The 20,338-nt window shown below is 73.6% G+C and carries 15 protein-coding genes and 2 pseudogenes; 5 read left to right on the forward strand and 12 right to left on the reverse strand.

Going from position 1 to position 20,338, the window contains the following annotated elements:
• Both ACIPSE_RS33210 and ACIPSE_RS33215 read left to right on the forward strand, forming a co-directional pair.
• Positions 1-141 (forward strand): annotated as a pseudogene (locus ACIPSE_RS33210) (esterase); the annotation flags it as partial.
• Positions 142-340: 199 nt separating this feature from the next.
• Positions 341-937 carry a carboxypeptidase-like regulatory domain-containing protein gene (locus tag ACIPSE_RS33215; protein WP_401669999.1) on the forward strand — a complete coding sequence of 199 codons (597 nt, stop codon included), beginning with the start codon at positions 341-343 and terminating at the stop codon, positions 935-937.
• Between the two features lie 4 nt (positions 938-941).
• Here ACIPSE_RS33215 and ACIPSE_RS33220 read toward each other — a convergent pair whose 3' ends face one another.
• Positions 942-2,192 carry a hypothetical protein gene (locus ACIPSE_RS33220; RefSeq protein WP_401670002.1) on the reverse strand — a complete coding sequence of 417 codons (1,251 nt, stop codon included), beginning with the start codon at positions 2,190-2,192 and terminating at the stop codon, positions 942-944.
• Complete coding sequence (locus ACIPSE_RS33225) at positions 2,189-2,749, reverse strand: hypothetical protein (protein WP_401670004.1); 561 nt, start codon at positions 2,747-2,749, stop codon at positions 2,189-2,191. Before ACIPSE_RS33225 ends, ACIPSE_RS33220 begins: the two co-directional genes overlap by 4 nt.
• A gap of 185 nt (positions 2,750-2,934) precedes the next feature.
• On the opposite strand from ACIPSE_RS33225, the pseudogene ACIPSE_RS33230 reads away from it, so the two are divergent.
• Positions 2,935-3,096 (forward strand): annotated as a pseudogene (locus tag ACIPSE_RS33230) (signal peptidase I); the annotation flags it as partial.
• A gap of 43 nt (positions 3,097-3,139) precedes the next feature.
• Here ACIPSE_RS33230 and ACIPSE_RS33235 read toward each other — a convergent pair.
• A complete protein-coding gene (locus ACIPSE_RS33235; RefSeq protein ID WP_401670007.1) occupies positions 3,140-3,808 on the reverse strand; it encodes a TetR/AcrR family transcriptional regulator in 669 nt (222 codons plus the stop codon).
• Between the two features lie 101 nt (positions 3,809-3,909).
• Here ACIPSE_RS33235 and ACIPSE_RS33240 point away from each other — a divergent pair, with 101 nt between their 5' ends.
• Together ACIPSE_RS33240 and ACIPSE_RS33245 are read left to right on the forward strand one after the other, a co-directional pair.
• Positions 3,910-4,872 (forward strand): zinc-binding dehydrogenase, encoded by a 963-nt coding sequence (locus ACIPSE_RS33240; protein ID WP_401670009.1) that lies wholly within the window; start codon positions 3,910-3,912, stop codon positions 4,870-4,872.
• Positions 4,873-5,064: 192 nt separating this feature from the next.
• On the forward strand, positions 5,065-6,051 hold the full coding sequence (locus ACIPSE_RS33245; RefSeq protein WP_401670012.1) for an alpha/beta fold hydrolase: 987 nt from the start codon (positions 5,065-5,067) through the stop codon (positions 6,049-6,051).
• 17 nt (positions 6,052-6,068) lie between these two features.
• Here the strand turns inward: ACIPSE_RS33245 and ACIPSE_RS33250 are convergent, their stop codons facing one another.
• From ACIPSE_RS33250 to ACIPSE_RS33290, 9 genes are all read right to left on the reverse strand, one after another.
• Positions 6,069-8,981 carry a non-ribosomal peptide synthetase gene (locus ACIPSE_RS33250; protein ID WP_401670014.1) on the reverse strand — a complete coding sequence of 971 codons (2,913 nt, stop codon included), beginning with the start codon at positions 8,979-8,981 and terminating at the stop codon, positions 6,069-6,071.
• A gap of 94 nt (positions 8,982-9,075) precedes the next feature.
• Positions 9,076-9,900 (reverse strand): SDR family oxidoreductase, encoded by an 825-nt coding sequence (locus tag ACIPSE_RS33255; RefSeq protein WP_401670017.1) that lies wholly within the window; start codon positions 9,898-9,900, stop codon positions 9,076-9,078.
• A complete protein-coding gene (locus ACIPSE_RS33260) occupies positions 9,897-10,631 on the reverse strand; it encodes a thioesterase II family protein (protein WP_401670020.1) in 735 nt (244 codons plus the stop codon). The genes ACIPSE_RS33255 and ACIPSE_RS33260 overlap by 4 nt, the downstream gene beginning before the upstream one ends.
• Positions 10,632-10,707: 76 nt before the next feature.
• The gene (locus ACIPSE_RS33265) at positions 10,708-11,502 is read right to left on the reverse strand and encodes a thioesterase II family protein (RefSeq protein WP_401670023.1); all 795 of its coding nucleotides are present in this window, start codon (positions 11,500-11,502) and stop codon (positions 10,708-10,710) included.
• Positions 11,499-12,845 carry a pyridoxal phosphate-dependent aminotransferase gene (locus tag ACIPSE_RS33270; RefSeq protein ID WP_401670026.1) on the reverse strand — a complete coding sequence of 449 codons (1,347 nt, stop codon included), beginning with the start codon at positions 12,843-12,845 and terminating at the stop codon, positions 11,499-11,501. The genes ACIPSE_RS33265 and ACIPSE_RS33270 overlap by 4 nt, the downstream gene beginning before the upstream one ends.
• Positions 12,842-14,308 (reverse strand): KamA family radical SAM protein, encoded by a 1,467-nt coding sequence (locus ACIPSE_RS33275; protein WP_401670028.1) that lies wholly within the window; start codon positions 14,306-14,308, stop codon positions 12,842-12,844. Before ACIPSE_RS33275 ends, ACIPSE_RS33270 begins: the two co-directional genes overlap by 4 nt.
• A gap of 40 nt (positions 14,309-14,348) precedes the next feature.
• On the reverse strand, positions 14,349-14,561 hold the full coding sequence (locus ACIPSE_RS33280; RefSeq protein WP_401670029.1) for an MbtH family protein: 213 nt from the start codon (positions 14,559-14,561) through the stop codon (positions 14,349-14,351).
• Positions 14,562-14,567: 6 nt separating this feature from the next.
• Positions 14,568-19,580, reverse strand: coding sequence for an amino acid adenylation domain-containing protein (locus ACIPSE_RS33285; protein ID WP_401670031.1), 5,013 nt, complete (start codon positions 19,578-19,580; stop codon positions 14,568-14,570).
• A 14-nt stretch (positions 19,581-19,594) separates the two neighbouring features.
• Complete coding sequence (locus ACIPSE_RS33290; RefSeq protein ID WP_401670033.1) at positions 19,595-20,332, reverse strand: class I SAM-dependent methyltransferase; 738 nt, start codon at positions 20,330-20,332, stop codon at positions 19,595-19,597.
• Positions 20,333-20,338: the final 6 nt, after the last annotated feature.

Raw genomic sequence — 20,338 nt, forward strand, 5'->3', positions numbered from 1 at the left:
GTTGCGGTGACCGCGGTGCGGTTCCAGGGGATCATCCACGACTTCGTGATGCTCAACGCCCTGCGCGGGACCCACGCCGCCGAGGCCGCGATCGAGCTCGCCGTCCGCACCCTGCACGGCGCCCTCCACCCGGCGGCGTGACGCCCGTGTGACGGCCCCGGCGCCGGGGGTCCGGTACGCGACGGTGACGGCGCCGGGCCGACGGTACGCCGCTCGCCCCATCCTCCGGTCGGCCGACCCGAGGATGGGGCGAGCGGCGTATTCGTGGGCGAGGTCGTCCGCCGCGCATTGACCGCCGATGCGCGGCCGAGGAACGTGAGCCGCACACGCGGGGGGCGGTATGAAGCCGATACGCGGCAGGCCGACACGTCGGTGGGCGCTCGTCTGGACCTTGGTCGTCCTCATGTACGGCACCCTGTCGCTCCTCAGCGCCTGCGGGGGCTCGCCCGACGACGTCGCGACCCCGGCGGACCGGAGCTCGGGGCGGCAGGACACCGGCGGCGAGGACTTCGGCAGGGACGACCTGGACGGTGACCTCGGCGGGGCGGACGCGGGGGCGACCGGGGGATCCCCGGACGAGGGGGCGACGTCCGGCCAGGGCGAGGGGTTCGACGAGGAGGGAACCGACGGCGGGTACAACTCGGGCGTCGGGCAGAACACCGTCTCCGGTGTGGTCGTCGACGCTTCGGGCAACCCGGTCGAGGGCGTGCGGATCACCTTCTACACCGTGCCGCGCACCGGCTTCTACCAGACGTACACGGCGATCGACGGCTCGTACACGTACCGGCTTCCGGACGGCGTCTACCAGACCTTCGCGTTCTACGGCGACCCCGGCACGGAGACGGACAACTTCTACCCGGTGGGTCTCGGGGCCGGCAGCTCCTTCACCGTCCCGCCGAGTCAGGAGATCGACTTCGGGTGGGGGCCGCAGGACTGACGGTTCACCACCCGGCGGTCGCGGTGAGCACCAGGGACACCGCCGCCGCCGTCAACGGCCACAGCAGCCACCGTCGCCGTCCGGCCACCAGCGCCGACGCGGCCAGGACCTCGCCGACCACGGCGAACGCCGTCGCCACCGCGAGCAGCAGGCCTCGGTCGCCGCTCCGCTGCGCCAGGTCCACCTGGTGGTTCTGGTCGACCGTGAGCGCCTGCTCGTCCGAGGGATCGGCCCGCAACGCGCTCACGACCACCGCGTCGACCCCGTCATCGCCGGCGGGGAGGCGGGCCATGTACGCCGAGATGTCCCCGACGGTCGCCACGAGGCCGCGTTCCGCGTCCGCCAGCCGTGCCTCCTGGCCCGCGGTCACAGGATCCGGGGCATCGAGCGACGCCAGTTCCCGCGCCTCCGCCCGCAACGCGGTCGCGATGACCTCCTGCCGGGTCAGGAGCCGGAACGCCTGCCACTGTCCGCTCACCGCGATGTCCGTGCGCACCTGCACGGCGCGGCGCGCCGCCTCGGCCTGTGCCCGCTGCTCGCTGCCGGCCGCGTAGACCTGTCCGAGCGGCAGCAGGAACAGCAGCGCGACGATCAGCAGGTGCAGTCCCACGGCCGGCCGGGAGGCGGGTCGTGCCGTCGCGGGCTGCGGGATCAGTTCGAGCCGGCGCAGGACCCGGCGGGCACCGGGTACGGGAGGCCGCCGCCACGCCACGGGACGCAGGACGTTCGCCGCGACGAGCGCCGCCACCACGGCGGCGACGGCGACCAGCACGGACCCCAGTGCCCAGGCCGCCCAGCCGTCCCCCGATCCGAGCGCGGCGTCGGGGTCCAGGTCGTAGAGCCCGGGGGAGGCGGCCTGGCGGTCACCGAGCCGACGCGGCAGGTCGTAGCCGAGGCCCGGGCGGAAGGACGACTCGGTGAAACCGGTCGAGTTCCGCAGCACGAAGCCGGTCTCCGAGGCGATCGTGTACTGGGAGGCGGCCAGCCGTCCGTCGTTCTTCAGTGGCGTCAGCGCGTCGGTCTCGGCGCGGGCCACGGCCACGCGGAACGCCTGGGGGCCCTCGACGCCGTACACCTGCCGCACGTCCTCCTGCACCGCGGCCTGCCGTTTGATCTCCTGCCGTACGGCGTCCTGGTAGGCGCCCCCTGCCTGGCTGAACTGCCAGGTCGCCAGGAGCGTCGCCGCCGTCACGACGGTGATGAGGGCGATCTGTACCCGGATCCGAGGGCTGAAGCGCCCGGGGTCCGAGGTCACTGCGGCACCCGCTCGTACGTGACCGTGTTGCCGTTGCTGCCGGTCAGGCTCAGGGTGCCGTCCGAGACTCCCCATACGTACTGCTCGGGATCGAGCGAGGAGGGCTGATCGGTGTAGTCGTCCTGTGGGGAGCGCGGGTCCTCACGGGAGCGGGTGGCGGTGAGGGGCCGCAGGAGGAGGTTCCGGCCTTCGGCCCGGGCCGTTCCCTCCGCGATGAACGTGATCTTGAAGATGCCCTCGGGGATCGGCTGGGTGACCAGACCGGCGTACTTGTAGCGGCCGTCGGAGGTGAAGCGGTACGCGATGGTGGCGGTGTCGTTCTTCTCCTCGATACTGCGCCAGGACCCTACGAGGGCGCCGGGAAGCACCGCGCCCGGGACGGACGCGGTGGCCCCCGGGCCGCCGGGACCGGCGGAGGCCGTCGCCGTCGTGGCGGGAACCGGAGGCGAGCTGCGGTGAGGTGCGGGCCCGTCCCCGGTGGAGCAAGCCGTGCCGCCGAGTAAGGATGCGAGGACCGCGAGACCGAGAAGGGTGCTTGGAGCCGCTGTCTTCCCCACGGGTTCCCCCTGCCCGTACGGCCGTCGGCACGGGCGCGCCGACGTTGCCGCGAACGTAGCAGCGGGGGACACCGACGAGAGCGGCGACGGCCGGAGATGGGCTTCCCGGCGGAGGACCGGTCACGTCACCGGGCGCAGGCGGAGTACCGCCGGGGCGTGGAGCGGGCCACCGGGCGGCTGCTGGCGGTCGCTTTCGCGTCGAACTGCCCGGCCGTAGCGTCCTCTTGGCGGAGCAGGGCGACTACGTCGTATGGGGGCGCGGGGTCGATCACTCGTGGTTCGCCGAGGAGGAGTCGGTCGTACTGACCGTCCGGTGGCCCTCCGTGCCCGGATACGCGGCGACTTGACGGGGACGGACGGTCCGGCGGCCGTCCGTGAGGTCATCTCGTCCTACGACGCACCGGGCGTCGGCGCGAACCGGCCGCCCAGCCAGTCGGGTCGGGACGGCCTCGTCGCGTCCAGGAGAGGCGTGGGCGCCGTCGGGTCGGACGGGGTGCGGAACGCCTCGATGACGTAGGCGGCGAAGCGGCGGGAGGCCGCGAGCCGGGCGGCGGGCGGAGCGTCATGGAGGCCGCGGTGGGCCATGAGCACGAGGGTCAGGTCGTCGGCGACGAAGTCGGGGCGGAGCCGGCCGGACCGCTGCGCGCGGCGGGCCAGCTCGGCGACCGCGCGTGAGGTCCGTTCCCGGTCGGCGGCGAAGTCCATGGCGGCGGGGTAGCTCGTCATGAAGGCGTCGGCGAACCCCCTGCTGTGAGCGTGGAGTTCGCAGATCTGCTCGATCAGGACGCGGAAACCGCGCCATGGGTCGGGGTCCGCGAGGGCGTCCTGGACGGCGGTCCGGCAGGCGCGCCGCTGCTCGGCGAAGGTCTCCGCGATCAGCGCCTGCTTGGTCGGGAAGTGCCGGTACAGCGTGGCGGGGCCCACGCCCGCCTGCCGGGCGACCTCGCGCACGGGCGCGTCCAGACCCTGCTCGCCGAACACCGCGCGGGCGGCCTCCAGGATGCGGGCCCGGTTCTCGCGGGCGTCGGAGCGCACGGTGTGAGGCAGATCGGCGGTCATGGCATCTCACTTTAGCCAAACGGACGGGTGCGTCCGTTACGGTCCGGAAGCGCTGGCGCCACCCCGCGCACCCTTTCCCTTGGCCCATCTGAGGAGCAGTGATGAAGGCCGTCCTGATCAGGGAGTTCGGAGACCCCGATGGCCTGGAGGTCGTCGACGTGCCCGTACCTCCGCCCGCCCCGGGGCAGGTGCGCATCACCACCGAGGCGATCGGGGTGGGCGGCGTGGACGCCGTGATCCGCCGGGGAACGCTTGCCGCCTACGGCTTCAGGGAAGGCCACCTCCTCGGCAGCGAGGTGGCCGGAACCGTCAGCGCGCTGGGGGAGGGCGTGGACGCCTCCTGGAAGGGGCGGCGGGTGTGGGCGTTCACCGGCCTGTCCGGCGGATACGCCGAGCACGCCGTCGCCTCCGTCGCGGACGTCCTCGCGTTGCCCGACGGGCTGACCGGCGTGGACGCGGTGGCCCTCGGCGGCTCCGGAGTGGTCGCCCACTTCGCCCTGGACCGCGCCCGTCTCGCGCCCGGAGAGACGGTGCTCGTGCGGGGCGCCGCGGGCAGCATCGGGATCACGGCCGTCCAGCTCGCGGCCCGGGGCGGTGCGGGCGCGGTGGCGGTCACCACCTCCTCGGCGGAACGCGGCGCCCGCCTGCGCGACTTGGGCGCGACCCATGTCCTCGACCGCTCCGGTGACGGCGGCTCCGACGCGCTGCCGGGCTTCGACGTGGTGATCGACGTCGTCGCGGGTCCCGGCCTTCCCGGCTTCCTGGACAGGCTGAACCCCGGCGGGCGGTACGTGGCCGTCGGTGTCGTCGGCGGGCAGCCTCCCGCGGACTTCGGGATGCGGCTGATGGACGGCTTCCGCAGGTCGCTGTCGTTCGCCACCTTCAGCTCCGACACCGTGCCGGGACCCGACCGGCAGGCCGTGCGGGCGGCCCAGTTCGCCGAGGCGGCGAAGGGCGGGCTGCGCACGGTCGTCCACCGGACGCTGCCGCTCGACCAGGCGGCCCTCGCCCACCGTGACATGGATGAGGGGAGGGTGTTCGGCAGGGTGGTGCTGACTCCGTGACCGCGGCCTGCCGACGAAGGATCTCCTCGCGACGGCCGTCACTCCGCCCACTCCTCCGCCCACTCCTCCGCCCACCCCTCCTGCGACTTCCTCCTGCGTTGTTGCCGAATCGGCAAGCCCGATCGCGTCGGACCGTCGCCGCGCCGCATGATCGGGACGGACCCGCGTCCGCCCGCGACCCGAGGAGAGCCCATGCAGCCCGAGCCGACCGCCGTACTCCGCCACCGCACCGTGCCGTCCCCGGCCGGGCGCCTGCACCTGGTCGAACAGGGCACCGGCCCACTGGTCCTCCTCGTCCACGGCTTCCCCGAGTCCTGGTACTCCTGGCGGCGCCAGCTCCCGGCCCTCGCCGCCGCCGGATACCGGGCGGTGGCGATCGACGTGCGTGGCTACGGCCGTTCCTCCAAGCCCGCCGCGCTCGACGCCTACCGGATGCTCGACCTCGTCGAGGACAACGTCGCCGTCGTGCGCGCCCTGGGCGAGGAGAACGCGGTGGTCGTCGGTCACGACTGGGGCTCCAACATCGCCGCCACCTCCGCCCTGATCCATCCGGAGGTGTTCCGCGCGGTCGGCCTGCTGAGCGTTCCGTACGCGCCGCCCGGCGGTCCCCGTCCCACCGACGTCTTCGGCCTGATCGGCGGACCCGAGCAGGAGTTCTACGTCAGCTACTTCCAGGAGCCCGGCCGCGCCGAGGCGGAGATCGAGCCCGACGTCCGGGGCTGGCTCGCGGGCTTCTACGCGGCCCTGTCCGCCGACACCATGCCTGCCGAGGGCCGCCCCGACCCGCACTTCGTCGCCGCCGGCGGCTCGCTGCGCGACCGCTTTCCCGTCGACACGCTTCCGTCCTGGCTGAGCGAGGACGAACTCGACTTCTACGCCGGGGAGTTCGAGCGGAGCGGGATCACCGGCGCGCTCAACCGCTATCGCAGCATGGACCGCGACTGGGAGGACCTCGCCCCGTACCGCGGAGCCCCGATCCGCCAGCCCTCCTTGTTCGTCGGCGGCGCCCTGGATGCCTCGACCACCTGGATGTCCGACGCCATCGACGCCTACCCCGCCACCCTGCCCGGCCTGTCCGCCTCCCGTCTCCTGAAGGGCTGCGGCCACTGGATCCAGCAGGAGCGCCCCGACGAGGTCAACGAACTGCTCACGGAGTGGCTCGCCGCACTCGACGCGTGACGCCCCGCCCCGCCGACTCAGGTGGTCGCCCGCCGGTCGCTGACCAGGCGGATGAACTGGGCCGCGGTCGAGTGGTCGTAGAACTCCCGCACCGAGGGTTTCGGCAGCTGCCTCCTCTGCAGCTCGGAGAGGGCGCGCACCACCAGGAGCGAATTGCCGCCCAGCTCGAAGAAGTTGTCGTCGGGCCCCACGTCCGTCTTGAGGAGACGACTCCAGATGCCCAGGACGTCCTCCGCGACGGTGGTCGCGGGCGAAGGGTGTTGTGGGTCCGCCGGGGTGGGCTCCGCGCTGTGCGGGCGGGCTGCGGGGATCGGGGACAGGGGCACCGGCAGCCGTGAGGCGTCCAGCTTTCCGTTGGCGGTGAGCGGCATCGACGGCACCGGCGTGAACGTCGCCGGGACCATGTAGTCGGGCAGGAACCGGCCCGCCTCGGCCAGGACGTGACGGGGATCGGCGGACCCGGACAGCACGCCGTATGCGTCGATCCTGCTGCTCGCGGGATCGCCGGGGATCTCCTGCCGTACCAGCACGGCCGCCTCGTGCACCGAGGGGGCGGCGAGCAGGACGGCGCGGATCTCCTCCCGCTCGATCCGATGGCCCCGCAGTTTCACCTGGTGGTCGGAGCGGCCGAGGTGGTCGATCCGCCCGTCCGGGCGGAGCCGCCCCAGGTCGCCGCTGCGATAGGCGCGTTCCCCGGTGAGAGGGTCGGCGCCGAACCGGTCGGCCGTGAGGTCGGGCTGTCCCAGGTAGCGGTCCGCCAGCCCGGCTCCCGCCACCCAGAGCTCGCCGGTGGGACCCGGCGGCAGGAGCCGTCCCGAGCGGTCGCGGACCGACACGGACCAGCCCGGCAGGGCGCGGCCCACCGAACGGGAGTCGTCCAGGACGTCGCGCGGTGTCATCGTGTGCGCGGTCGTGTGCACCGTGGTCTCGGTGATGCCGTACATGTTCACCACCCGGCACCGGCTGGGGGAGTGCCGCGCGAACCAGGGCGCCAGCACGCGTGCGGGGAGCGTCTCCCCACCGAGGACGACCAGCCGCACGGACAGCTCGGGGGCCGGGCGGTCGGCCGATCGCAGATCGGCGCGGACGAGCGGACCGAACGCCGAGGGAGTCTGGTTCAGGACGGTGACGCGCCGGGTCGCCAGCAGCGTGTGGAACTCGTCGGGGTCGCGGGTGACCCAGTACGGCGCGACCACCAGGCGGCCCCCGGTCAGCAGACACCCCCAGATCTCCCAGACGGAGAAGTCGAAGGCGCTGGAGTGGAAGAGGCTCCAGACGTCGTCAGGGCACAGGCCGAAGTCCTCCACCGTCGCCCGCACCAGGGCGCCGACGGCACTGTGCGGCACGGCCACCCCCTTGGGGCGCCCGGTCGTCCCGGAGGTGTAGATCACGTACGCGTCCGAGCGCGCGTCCGCCGTGGACTCGACGGGACACGCGGCGCCCGGAGCCGGATCCGTACGAGCGGTGAGCAACTCGTCCGGGGTCACGGTCCGTACGCCGTCGACGTCCGGGAACCCCTCCGTCGTGGTCACCACGACCCGCAGGCCCGCGTCCCCGACGATGTGCCGCAGGCGCTCCGGCGGATACCGCACGTCCATGGGCACATAGGCGCAGCCGGCCTTGAGGACGGCGAGGAGAGTCGGGACGAGGGCGATCCCCGGATCGAGGCAGACACCCACCCGGTGTCCCGGGGCCACCCCGAGGGCGCGCAGCCCCGCCGCCAGTCGGTCGGCCCGGTCGTCGAGTCGGCGATACGTCAGTTCCGTGCCGTCAGCCTCCAGCGCGACGCCGTCCGGTCGGCGGCGGGCCATCGCCGCGAAGGCGTGGTCGATCCGCTCGCTCGTGCTGTGCGGGCCGCCGGCTCCGCCGAGTGCGAGGACGCGCCGGGTCTCGTCCGGCGCCAGGAACGGGACGTGCGACACCGGTTCCGGGGTGGGCAGTTCGGCGAACGAGGCCGTGAACTGCGTGACATGGGCGCAGAACTGCGCGGCGATCTCCGGGGCGATGCCGCCCTCGTCGTACCAGCAGGTCCCCGCGAGCGTTCCGTCCGGTCGCGGGGTGAGGTACAGGGAGAGCGGGAAGAGCGGTGCCAGACACGGGAGGTACGCCGCCGTCTCCTCGGCGTCGCCGAACACGACACCGACGACCGGCGTGCCGGAGGCGGGCACGGGCTCCGCGCCGCATTCCGCGAGGAGCCGGGACAGGGGCTGCTCCTCGTCGACGGTCACGCGGTGCACGAAGCCGCCGTCGTCCTCAGGGCCGCGGTACGGGCCGCCGTCCCGTGCCATGGTGCCGATCTCGACCAGGCCGTTCTGGCTGTAGCGGGCCAGTGTCAGGGCCAACGCGCCGAGCAGGTGCCGTCGTTCGGCTCCCGCGGTGAACGGCACGGCACCGATCGTCCCCGCGCGGCGAGGGTCGCCGAGACCCCATTCGGCACTCGCCGTGGACGGGACCGCCGAGGGGGCTCGTGGTGCGACGAGCGCGGGCGTCTCCGTAGCCGACGGCCCGAGCAGGAGCAGTGTCGCCAGCCGGCGCAGCGCCGGGTACGGCAGCTCCGAGCGGACGGCCACCAGGACGAGATCGGCCACGCCGTCGGCGTAGGCCAGCACCACGGCACGGACCGGAGGACGGCCGGGGCCGATGGGACGCCGTGCCTCGTCGTGCGCGCGCTGCCGGGCCAGGACGTCCGTGTGCCCTGTCGGCACCGGCGTGACCCAGAGGTGCGGATCGACCGGTACGGAGGTGCGGGCGGCCCCGACCGCGAGGTGGTGGCGCAGCCGGGCCACGTCGAGGGCGCCGGGCACGCGGACCACGAGGCTGTGGCAGGCCCGCCCGTGCGCGCGGGGGCGGTGTCCGAAGGGCTGCCGTTGTCCGGCCGCACGCGCTCCGTCGGTGAGCGGAGCGCGCGAACTGGTGACGTTCGTCGTCATGGCATGTCTCCGGTCGGTCGTGAACGGGCAGCGGTGGAGGGGCGGTCGGGACGCGGCGAGGCCGGTCCGGCGGGTCGGCGGCCGGTAACTCCGTTCAGCGCGCGGTGAAGCCGCCGTCGACGGTGAGGACGCTCCCCGTGACCTGGAGCGAGTCGTCCCCGGCCAGCCAGAGCGCCGCTCCCGCCACCGTCGCGGGGTCGATCAGGGCGTGCATCGGCTGGCCCTGGAGGAACGCCTCGGCGTGGTCCTCCGTCGGTACGTCGAGGGAGCGCGCGATCTCGGAGAGCATGCGGCCCTCGACCACGGGATCGTCACGCACCGAGCCCGGGCAGAGGGCGTTGACCCTCACCTGGTGGGGCGCGTAGTCGAGAGCGGCGGCCCTGGTCAGACCGATCAGGCCGTGCTTGGCGGCTACGTATCCGGCGAAGTGCCGGTACCCGACCAGGCCCGCGGTCGAGGACACGTTGATGATGCTGCCCCACCGCTGCTCCACCATCGCCGGTGCCACCGCCTTCGTCAGACGCCAGGCACCCGACAGGTCGACGTCCAGCATGAGCGACCACTCGGCCTCCTCGATCTCATGCACCGGACGGCCCGAAGGGGCGGCGATCCCGGCGTTGTTGAGGAGCACGTCCACCGCACCGAACCTGTCCAGTGCCCCGTCGACCACGGCCTGTACCCGTACGGCGTCACGGACGTCGACGTGTTCGACCACGACGGCGCTTCCGTGGAGTCGGCACAACGCGGCGGTGTGCTCCAACTGCCCGCCCGAGCCCAGCGGGTAGGGCACCTCGGCCAGGTCCCGGGCGATGTCGAGGAGCAGCAGATCGGCGCCCTCCCGCGCGAACCGGACCGCGCACTCACGTCCCAGCCCCCGCGCCGCGCCCGTGATGAGGGCGGTCCTGCCCTTGAGGGTCATGGCCCGTCTCCCTCGCCCCGGTTCACGGCTGGTGTGCCCGCGGCTGCGGCGTGCAGCACCGGGTCCGCGGTGTCCGCGAGGTACATGTGTCCGCCCGGCGGCTCCGTGTAGGTGAAGGGACCCGTGGTGACGTGACGCCACTCCTCGGCCTCCTCGCGGGAGACGAGGGTGTCCTCGGCGCCGCGCAGCACGGTCACGGGGACGGCCAGGGGCCGGCGGTCGGAGGGCCGGTAGCTCTCGTGCATCGTGACGTCGGCGCGCAGTGTGGGCAGGAGCAGTTCGCGCAGGTCGGGGTCGTCGAAGGCCTCGTGGCGGTAACCGGCGAAGTCCTGCACCCGTCGCAGGAACTCCTCGTCGTCGACGGCGACGGTCCGCTCCCGCCGTCCCGCCCAGGGCGGCGGGGAACCGCTGACGACGAGATGGCCGAAGGCGGGGTGCCCGCCGCGTTCGAGTTCGCGGGCCACCTCGTAGGCGAGGACCGCGCCGAGGCTGTGCCCGAACAGGGCGACCCGTGAGCTGTGCGCGGTCCGTTCGAGGACCTGGGGTGTCAGTTCCTTCACGGCGTCGGCGACATCGGTGAACGGACTCCGGTGGAACTGCTCCTCACGTCCCGGCAGTTGGAGGGGCGCGACCTCCACGCCGGGTGACGGCAGCTTCCGCCAGGCGCGGAAGAAGCTCGCTCCCGCTCCGGCGAAGGGGAGGCAGACGAGGGTGACGTGGTCGGACGGCATGGCTCCTCGCAAGGCGTTGGCGGGTCGTGGCGGGCCGGACGGTGTCGGTGCGCGGGGTGGAGGGGGAGGCCGCCGGTCATCCTGGGGCGTCCCCTCGGTCGGAGTCGAAAGGCCCGGTCAGCCGGCCGAGGGCCTTCGCCACCCGCGCGGTGACCTGGGTGCCGTGCGTGTTCACGAACAGATGTCCGCCCGAGACGGGCGCGTGGGTGAAGTCGCCGGTGGTGAACCGGCGCCAGGACGCCGTGCGCTCCGCGTCCGCGATCGGATCGTCCGTCCCGTACAGCGCCAGCACCGGGCTGTCGACGGCCCGTTCGCCCAGGTACTGCCGGTCCCCGGCGAGCATCGCGTCGGCCCGCAGGACGGGCATCACCACCTCGCGCAGTTCCCGGTCGTGCGACAGCGCGCTGTCGATGCCTCCGGCCCAGCGGAAGGAGGCGAGGACCTCGTCGTCCGTCCACGCCTCGGTCGGCCGCTCGTCCGTGGGGAAGGGCGCGGGATCCGCCCACGGCGGGACGCGGGCGGCCACCACGAGGAGCGACGGCGCGGACCTCGACGGGAAGACCTCCTGCGCCACGTGCGCGGCCAGGGTCGCCCCCAGACTGTGCCCGTACAGCACAAGAGGCCGGTCCGGTGCCAACACCGCAACCGCGCGGGTCAGTTCGGTGACCTGCTCCTTCAGATCGGTCGTCGGCGGGACGTGGAAGCGGCCTTCCCGTCCTGCCAGATGGGCCGCCCGGACGGTCCCCGCCGCGGACAGTGCGTCGGGCCACTGCCTGAACACGCTGGGCCCGCCTCCGGCATACGGGAAGCAGACGATGTCGGCGCCGGTCGCGCGCGGGCCGGAGAGACGGCGGAGCGGCGGCAGGCTCATGCCGGCCTCCGGTGCGGGGAGCGCGATCGGCCTCCGGGTGACGACAGGGCGGCGAACGCGGCGTCCAGGGCGCGCAGCTGTCCGGCGATCCACGGAAGCCGCAGCGGATCGGCCGAGTGGAGTGCGGCTGTCCGCTGCTCCGCGTCCTCGCCGTAGAGCATGCTCGTGGCGGCGCGGAAGCGCAGGGCCGTCGCGGTGTCTCCGAAGTGGTGGCCGCCGAGGACGGCGACTCCCGCCTGCTTGAGCAGGTGCTCCTGGAAGGATGCGGAGTCCCGCACGCCGTGCCGGGCGAGCTCCCCGCGCAACGGCTCGAAGTCCGGGTACACGTAGAAGCCCGCGTCGGGAGGACGGCACCGGGCGCCGTGCGCCACCAGGAGGGCGTGCACCGCGGCTGCGACGACACCGTGCAGACGTGCGGAGGCGGCCAACCGTGCCCGGACCGGGGGTGGTTCGGCCAGGGCGTACGCGGCCACCTCCTGCATCGGGCCGGGGGGTGTCGACCAGATCTCGCTGGCCACCGAGAGCACCCGGTCACGGAGGCGGCGCCCGCGGGAGCCGGCCGGGAAGCGGGCCAGCCCGATCCGCCAACCCCCCAGCGCCAGGCTCTTGCTGAGCCCGGTGAGGACCACCGTGTGCTCGGGGGCCACCGAGGCGGGGCTGAGAAAAGGCCGGTCCGGGGAGTGCGGGAGATCCCGGTAGATCTCGTCGGACAGGACGGTCACCCCCTCGTCCCCGGCGAGCTCGCACACCTCGCGGACCAGATCCGGAGCGGCGGTCGTGCCGGTGGGGTTGTCGGGGACCGTCAGGACCAACGCGCCCGCCCGGGTGCCTCCGTCCGCGCGGCGCAGACCGTGCAGCACCTGCCGCAGCGCCTCGGGTTCGGGCACGCCGCCGCACCGGTCGGGGATCGGGATCCGGTGGACCCGGCGGCCGAACAGCGTGGCCTGCGGCGCGTACGTCACCCAACTGGGGTTCGGCAGCAGGACATCGCCGTCGAGGGCGGCGAAGAGTGCCGCCAGCAGGGGTTTCGATCCCGGGGCGAGGACCACCTGTCCGGGCCTGGTGGGCAGCCCCCGGCGCGCGAAGTAGGCGGCCCCGCCGCGGCGGACGGCCGCGTCGCCCGCGACCTCGCCGTAGTGGGTGCGGGTGGCACCGGCCGTGAGGCGCTCCACGAGTTCGGGCAGTACGGGCAACCGGGCCTCGCCGAAGCCGAGGTGCACCAGCGGTTCCCCGGCGGCCCGCCGTTCGGCGACGACACGGTCCAGGGCCAGGTTGGGGGAGACCCGCCAGGTCCGGGCAGGTCCCGGATCCACCGGGGCCGTGGGGGTGGTCTCGCCGTTCATCGGCCCTCCAACGGTTCTACGGCGACGGGATGTGCCTGTGCGGCGGTGCCGAGGAGCGGGGCGGCTGCCGGACGGCCGGGCCGTGCGGGGCCGCCGCTCGCCGCCGGGGCGGTACGGAGCCCCGGGTCCTCGGGCGAGGCCGTGTCCGCGTGCAGTGCGGCGGCGATGTCCGCCGGTACCGTCGTCTTGTCCGGGCGGAGTCCGTCGATCCACGCGGCGCCGTCGTCGTGGTGGAGGAGGAACGGACGGCCCACCAGCCCTGGATCGCGGGCCTGCACCAGCCGGCACTGGAAGAACCGGCCGTGCGGAAGGGCGAGTTCGCCGTCCAGCACGATCTTCCCGGCGGACGTCGACATCACCGGTCCGCGAACCGTCCGGGCCAGACCCGGAAGCCGTTGGTAGGCCTGCCGGAACAGCTCCACGGCCCGCGCCAGCGGAACCTCGAAGTAGCGGTGCGGGCCCGTGTCACGGGCGACGAACATGTAGTACGGCACCGCACCCGCCGCGCTCTCCGCCCGCCACAACCGCGTCCACGCCTCCACGGTGTCGTTGACGTGCGCGACCAGGGGCGCCTGGCAGTGGACGACCGCCCCTGTGGACCGGATCCGCTCCAGCGCACGGCGCGCGAGGTCCGTCGTGAGTTCCCGCGCATGGCTGAAGTGCGCCATCACGGCCAGCGTCCGGCCGGTACGGGTCACCGCCTCGAACAGCCGCAGGACGTCGTCGCTGTCCCGGTCGGTGACGAACCGGGCGGGCCAGTACGCCGGCGCCTTCGTCCCGATCCGCACCGTACGGACGGTCCCCACGTCGAGGAGCGGCATCAGATGGCGGCGCAGCGGTTCGGCCGCCATCATCAGCGGATCGCCACCGGTCACCAGGACGTCACTGACCTCGGGGCGCTGCCGGAGATAGGACACCAGCCGCTCCGGGCCGGGAGCGGCGAACCGCAGCTCCGTGTCGTCCACGAACTGCGCCCACCGGAAGCAGTACGTGCAGTAGGCATGGCAACTCTGGCCCTGCGCCGGGAAGTAGAGCACCGTCTCGCGGTACTTGTGCTGGACGCCCGGCAGCCGCTCGCCCTCCGTGAGCGGGACGTTGAGCTCGCGCTGGCCCCCGGGGTGAGGGTTGAGGGCCGCCCGGATCCGGCGGACCGTGTCGAGGCGCAGCCGGTCCGACGGCGCCCGGGACGCGACCTCGGCCAGCGCGCGTTCCTGCGGGGCGGACAGCATTCCCGGCTGCGGGAAGACCAGTTGGAACAGGGGATCGGCCGGCACGTCGGACCAGTCGATGAGTTCGGACAGGACGTAGTCGTTCACCCGGAAGGGCAGGACCAGGGAGAAGCGCTCGACGGTCGCGCGCACGCTGTCGGACAGTCCGTAGCGGGCGGCCACCCGGTCGAGGTTCCTCGGCCCGTAGGCGCGGTACGGAGCGGGACCGGCCGGACGACTCGCTGCGGCTTCCATGTGCCTTCCTTCCCCCGGCAGACGCCGGTGGTCCGGCCGTTCACTCTCCGGCGCGCTCGCGCACACCGCGCGGACGCATGTCCGTCCACACCACGTCGATGTGGTCCACGCACTCCTGCCTGCTCCCTTCGAAGCCGGTGGGTGTCCAGCCCGCCGGCAGGTGTTTCGTGGTGGGCCACAGGGAGTACTGCTCCTCGTCGTTGACGACCACCGCGTAGCGGTCGAAGGGGTCGTCGTCGGTCGATGCGGTCATGTGCGATCACCTGTGCCTTCGCCGAGGTCCGGGGGCGGCTTCCGCTTCGGGCCCGTGGTCTCGTGCCGTCTCGATCCGGGCGGCGATGCCCGCGACGGTCGGCTCCTCGAAGAGCAGACGCAGCGGGATCTCCGCGCCGCCCAGCGCTTCTCGCATCGCCGCCACCACCCGGGGGGCCATCAGCGAATGCCCGCCCAGTTGGAAGAAGTCGTCGTGCGCGTCCACCTCCGCACGCCCCAGGGCGTCCGCCCAGATCCGGGCGACCGTCACCTGGACGGAGCCGCGCGGGGCGACGCGTCCCGTCCCGGGCCCGAGGGGCGCGGTGTCCGGTTCGGGCAGCGCGGACCGGTCCAGCTTGCCGTTGGCGTTCACGGGCAGCGCGTCCAGGACCGCGAACACCGACGGAACGGAGTGCTCGGGCAGCAGAGTCCGCAGATGCGCGCGCAACTCCCCGGAGCCGGGCGGCGGAGCGTCCGGCGCGGCGGTCACGTACGCGACGAGACGTGCGGCAGGTCCCTGCCCGCGCGCGACGACCACCGCACCCCGCACCGCCGGGTGCGCGAGCAGCGCCGTCTCGACCTCTCCGCACTCGACGCGCACCCCGCGCACCTTGACCTGGTGGTCGGCCCGCCCGGCGAACTCCAGCACCCCGCGCGCCGACCAGCGGGCACGGTCCCCGGTGCGGTACATGCGCGCCCCGGGCGCCCCGAACGGATCGGGGAGGAACCGGTCGGCGGTGAACCCCGGCCGTCCCAGATACCCCCGGGCCACCCCTGCGCCCGCCAGATACAGGTCACCCTCGGCGCCGGGCGGCAGCGGACGCAGCCTGCGGTCCAGGACATGGACGCGCGTGTTGTCCATGGGGCGCCCGATGGGCACGGCCCGCTCGTGGGGTCCGGTCACCGGCTGGAACACGCTGTCGCCGCTGACCTCGGTCGCCCCGTAGAAATTGACGAGCCGGGCACCGGGCAGGGTCCGCGCGAACCGCTCGGCCAGCGCGGGCGGGAGGACCTCGCCGTCGGCGATCCACAGCGTGCACGCGGCCAGACGCTCGGCCGGCGGACCGGCGTCGAGCAGCGCGGCGAGCATGCTCGGCACCATCATGACCCGCCCGACCCGCCGTTCGGCGAGGAGCTCGGTCAACCGGACGACATCCCCGGCCTGTTCGGCGTCGGCCAGCACGACGTGACCTCCGTGCGCCAGCATGCACAGGATCTCCGTCGAGCCGTCCACGAAGTTCATCGACGACTTGGCGCACATCACGTCACCGGTCCGGATCGGGAAGGCGCGCCCGAACCACAGCAACCGGTTGACCATCCCCAGATGCGTCCCGGCGACACCCTTCGGGGTGCCCGTCGAACCCGAGGTGTACAGGACGTAGGCCAGCTCCCACGGGTCGAGTCCCGCATGGTCCGGATCGGCCGAGGAGGCACCGTCCGTGAGCGCCGGATCGTCCACGACGACGGTGAGGGCGGGGGTGCCGAGGTCGCCCGGGCGGACCGTGTCGCGCTGCGAGCGCGTGGTGAGCAGCACCGCGGGGCGGGCGTCGGCGAGCATATGGGCGAGGCGCGCGGCCGGATAGTCCGGATCGAGCGGCAGATACGCGGCACCGGACTTCAGTACGGCGAGCAGCGCGACGACCGTGTCCAGGGAGCGGGGCAGTGCGAGCGCCACCAGCTCTCCCGGGCCCGCGCCGAGCGCGCGCAGGCGGTGGGCGAGCCGGTTGGCCCGGAGGTTGAGCTGCGCGTAGGTCAGCGTGGTGTCGTGGAAGGTGACCGCGGCGGCGTCCGGGGTGCGGGCCACCTGCTGTTCGAGCAGCTCCGGGAGCGTCGTGCGGGGGAGCGGGGCGTCGGTGTCGTTCCAGTGCCGGATGCGGGCGTGTTCGTCCGGCAGGCACAGGTCGAGGTCGGCCAGCCGGGTGTCGGGCCGCATGGCGACCGAGGACAGCAGGTGCTGGAAGCGGCGGGCCATCGCCTCGACGCGCTCGGGGGCGAACAGGTCGGTGCGGTAGACGAGATGGCCGGTGAGCGGGCCGTCCCGGTCGACCAGATGGCATTCGAGGTCGAACCGGGTGGTGGCGGAGGCGATGTCCAGCCTCTCCGCGCGCAGCCCCTTCAACCGCACCGTCTCGACCGGTGTGTTGAGGAGCTGGAACATGACCGGGGCGAGGGGGACGCGGCCCAGGTCGCGCTGCGGTGACAGCTCCTCCACCAGCCGTGCGTAGGGCAGGTCCTGGTGCGCGTACGCGTCCAGCGCGCTCTCCCGGGTGCGGCGCAGGAGTTCCGTGAAGGTCGGGTCGCCGGTGCAGTCGGCCCGCAGGACCAGCGTGTTGACGAAGAACCCTATGAGGTCTTCGAGTTCGGGCTCGGTCCGGCCGGCGATGGGGGTGGCGAGGGGGACGATGTTGCTCTGAGCGGTGTGCGACAGGAGGACGCCCATGGCGGCCAGCAGGGTCATGAACAGGGTGGCGTCGTGGGCGCGTCCCAGGTCGCGCAGCCGGTCGGCGATCGGTGCGGGGACCTCGAAGGCGACCGTCGCGCCGTGCTGTCCGGCGAGCGCGGGTCGCTCGTGATCGGTCGGCAGGTCCAGCGAGTCGGGCAGGTCCGCCAGCCGTGCGCGCCAGTACGCCGCCTGCTCCGTCAGGGGTCCGCTCTCCAGCCGTTGCCGCTGCCGGACGGCGAAGTCGGCGTACTGGAGGGGCAGAGGCGTCGGCTCGGGGGACTCGCCCGAGGCGAACGCCGCGTACAGGAAGCCGAGTTCACGCCACAGGACGCTGTCCGACCACGCGTCGAAGACGATGTGGTGCACCACCAGGCCCAGCACGTGGTCGTCCGGCCCGAGCCGGTACAGCGACACCCGCAGCAGCGGTCCCGAGCGCAGGCCGAACGGCCGCGCCCCGTCGGCCGTCACCGCCTCATGGGCGGCGCGGAGCGGATCGGGTGACGCGGACAGGTCGGTCACGGGCAGCTCGACGGGTCGAGGCGCCCGGACCTCCTGGCGGGGGCGTCCGCCCGTCGTGGGAAACACCGTGCGCAGGGCCTCGTGCCGGGCGACCAGCGCACTCAGCGCCGCGCACAGCGCCTCGGTGTCGAGGCCGCCGCGCAGACGCACCGCGCTCGGGATGTTGTACGTGGGGCGACCGGGCGTGAGCTGGTCCAGGAACCACAGCCGCTGCTGCGCGAAGGACAGCGGTACGTCATCGGCGCGAGGCCCGGACCCGGAGGAGGCGGCACGCGGAGCCGCCTCGGGCGAGGCCCGCCGGACGGCCCGGGCGAGGCCGCCGACCGTCGCCTGCTCGAACAGGGTCCGCACCGCGAGAGCGGTCCCGAAGGTCCTGTTGACGCGCGAGATCAGCCGGGTGGCCAGCAGGGAGTGTCCGCCGAGGACGAAGAAGTCGTCGTCACGACCGACCGACGGGACGTCGAGGACGGTGGCGAAGAGAGCGGCCAGGGTCTGTTCGTCCTCGTCGAGGCCGGACACCCCGTCGGATGCCGGACCGGGTGACGGGAGCGCCGGGCTCCGTGACGGAACCGCTGCCGCCGGGCCCCGCGACCGGGACACCGGACCGGACGGCCCCGCCCCGGCCTCGACGCCGGGCGCCCGCTCGCCGTCCGGCCGGTCCGGGCGCCCGGGCGTCGCGCGTCCCGGGAGGCCGACCTCCGCCAGCCGTAGACCCGGATCACCGACCGCACGGGTCAGGAACCGCTGCCAGCTCTCCGCCAGCAGCAGCGCGGTCGACCGGTCGAAGAGCTCGCGGGAGTACTGGAGCGCACCCGCCATGCCGGACGGGGCCCGCGGGCTCCCGCGCTCCCGCACGTGCAGGGCCAGGTCGAACTTGGCCTCCTCCAGCTCCACCGGCAGGGCCTCGTCCCGCAGCCCGTGCAGCTCCAGGCCGCCCTCGACGCCGTCGTTGAGCGTCACCATGGTCTGGAAGAGGGGATGCCTGCCGAGCACGCGGGGCGGGTTCAGCGCCTCCACCAGCCGCTCGAACGGCAGCTCCTGATGGTCCACGGCATCCAGGAGCACCTCACGCGCCCGCCCGAGCAGATCCCGGAACGTGGGGTCACCGGAGGTGTCCACGCGCAGGACGAGCGTGTTCACGAAGAAGCCGACGACCTCGTCGAGCGCGGTGTCGTTCCGGCCCGTGACCGGCGTGCCCACCGGGACGTCCGGGCCCGCGCCCAGCCCGGTCAGGGTGCCCGCCCACGCGGCGAGGGCGACCACGAGGAGACTCGTGCGCTGCTCCCGCGCCAGGTCCACGGCCCGCCGGTGCGTCGCGGCGTCGACGGTCACGGGCACCGACCCGCACCGAGCCGCCGCCCGGCCCGACCTCGGCCGGTCCACCGGGAGCGGTACCTCGTCGGGCAGACCGCGCAACGTCTTCTCCCAGAACGCCAGCTCCCGGGCTGCCGTGCTCGACGGGTCCGACTCCTCGCCCAGGCAGGCCCGTTGCCAGCGCGCGTAGTCCTGGTACCTGACCTGGACGTCCGCCCAGCCCGGCTCCGCTCCCTCGCACCGGGCCCGGTAGGCGTGGCGCAGGTCGCGCAGCAACGGGCCCAGGGACCAGCGGTCCACCGCGATGTGGTGGAACGAGAGCGCCAGCACGCTCTCCCCGGGCGCCACGGTGAACAGCCTCACCCGGACCGGCGCATCGGCCGCCAGGTCGAAGGGGACCCGGACGAACCCGCCCACATCGGCGGCCAGTCGGCTCTCCGTCGTGGCGGCCACCGAGAAGACGCTCGCGGGCGGAAGGACCCGCTGCCGCGGTACGCCGTCCACCGACGGGAAGACGGTCCGCAGACTCTCGTGCCGTTCCAGGACGTCCCCCACGGCGGACGCCAGGGCCGCGACGTCCACCGTGCCGCGCAGCCGCCAGACGAACGGTGAATGGTAGGCGCCGCCCTCACCGAGCTCCCCGGCGAACCACAGGCGCCGCTGCTGGGAGGAGAGCGGGGCCGTGTCCGACCGGGGCCGGCCGGCGAACCCGGCCAGTGAGGGGGGAGAGGACCTGTGCGCCATGAGAGCTCCCGCTGTCAGCCCGTGGGCTTCTGGTAGACGGACACGTGCATTCCGGCCCCGGTGAACCGCTCGCCCTGCCAGCCGCCCCAGCGGCCGGACAGGGGCAGCCCCGCCAGTTCGCCCATCAGGTCCAGCTCCGACGGCCACACATAGCGGTAGGCGAGGGGGTGAAGACGGTTGCCCGCCTCGGTCATGACGACCTGCTGACGGTCGACCCGCTGGTGCACCGGATCATGGGTGGCCGCGAACAGGACCAGCCGGTCCAGGCCCACGCTCAGCGTGTGCATCGACTGGCGGTCCGTCAGGAGATAGGGCTGGGGCACCGACAGCTGGAGCACGAACACCCCGCCCGGGGCGAGGACTTCGGCGGCGCGCCGGAAGCAGCGCACCTGCTGCTCCTGCGAGAGCAGCAGCAGGAAGGTGTTGAAGACGCAGTAGACCAGGTCGAACGGACCCTCGGCCGGGACGTCGGCGAAGTCCCCCACGACGACCCGCACTTCGCCCCCGGACAGCTTGCGCTCCAGCTGGTCCGCCATCGCCCGCGACCCCTCGATGCCCGTCGTGCGGACACCCCGGCCCGCCAGGGGGATCGCCACCCGCCCCGTCCCCACGCCGAGTTCGAGCGCGCTGCCGTCCTTGGCGTACCCGGCGAGGAACTCGGTGGCCTCCGCCTCGTCCGTCGCGACGGCCCAGTCCTGGAGGTCGTAGTCCGGCATGGTGTCGCCGAAGGTGGCCGCGTTCCAACCCCGCACGGTGTT

It is taken from the genome of Streptomyces sp. NPDC090106, from assembly GCF_044747265.1.
Taxonomy (GTDB): Bacteria; Actinomycetota; Actinomycetes; order Streptomycetales; family Streptomycetaceae; genus Streptomyces.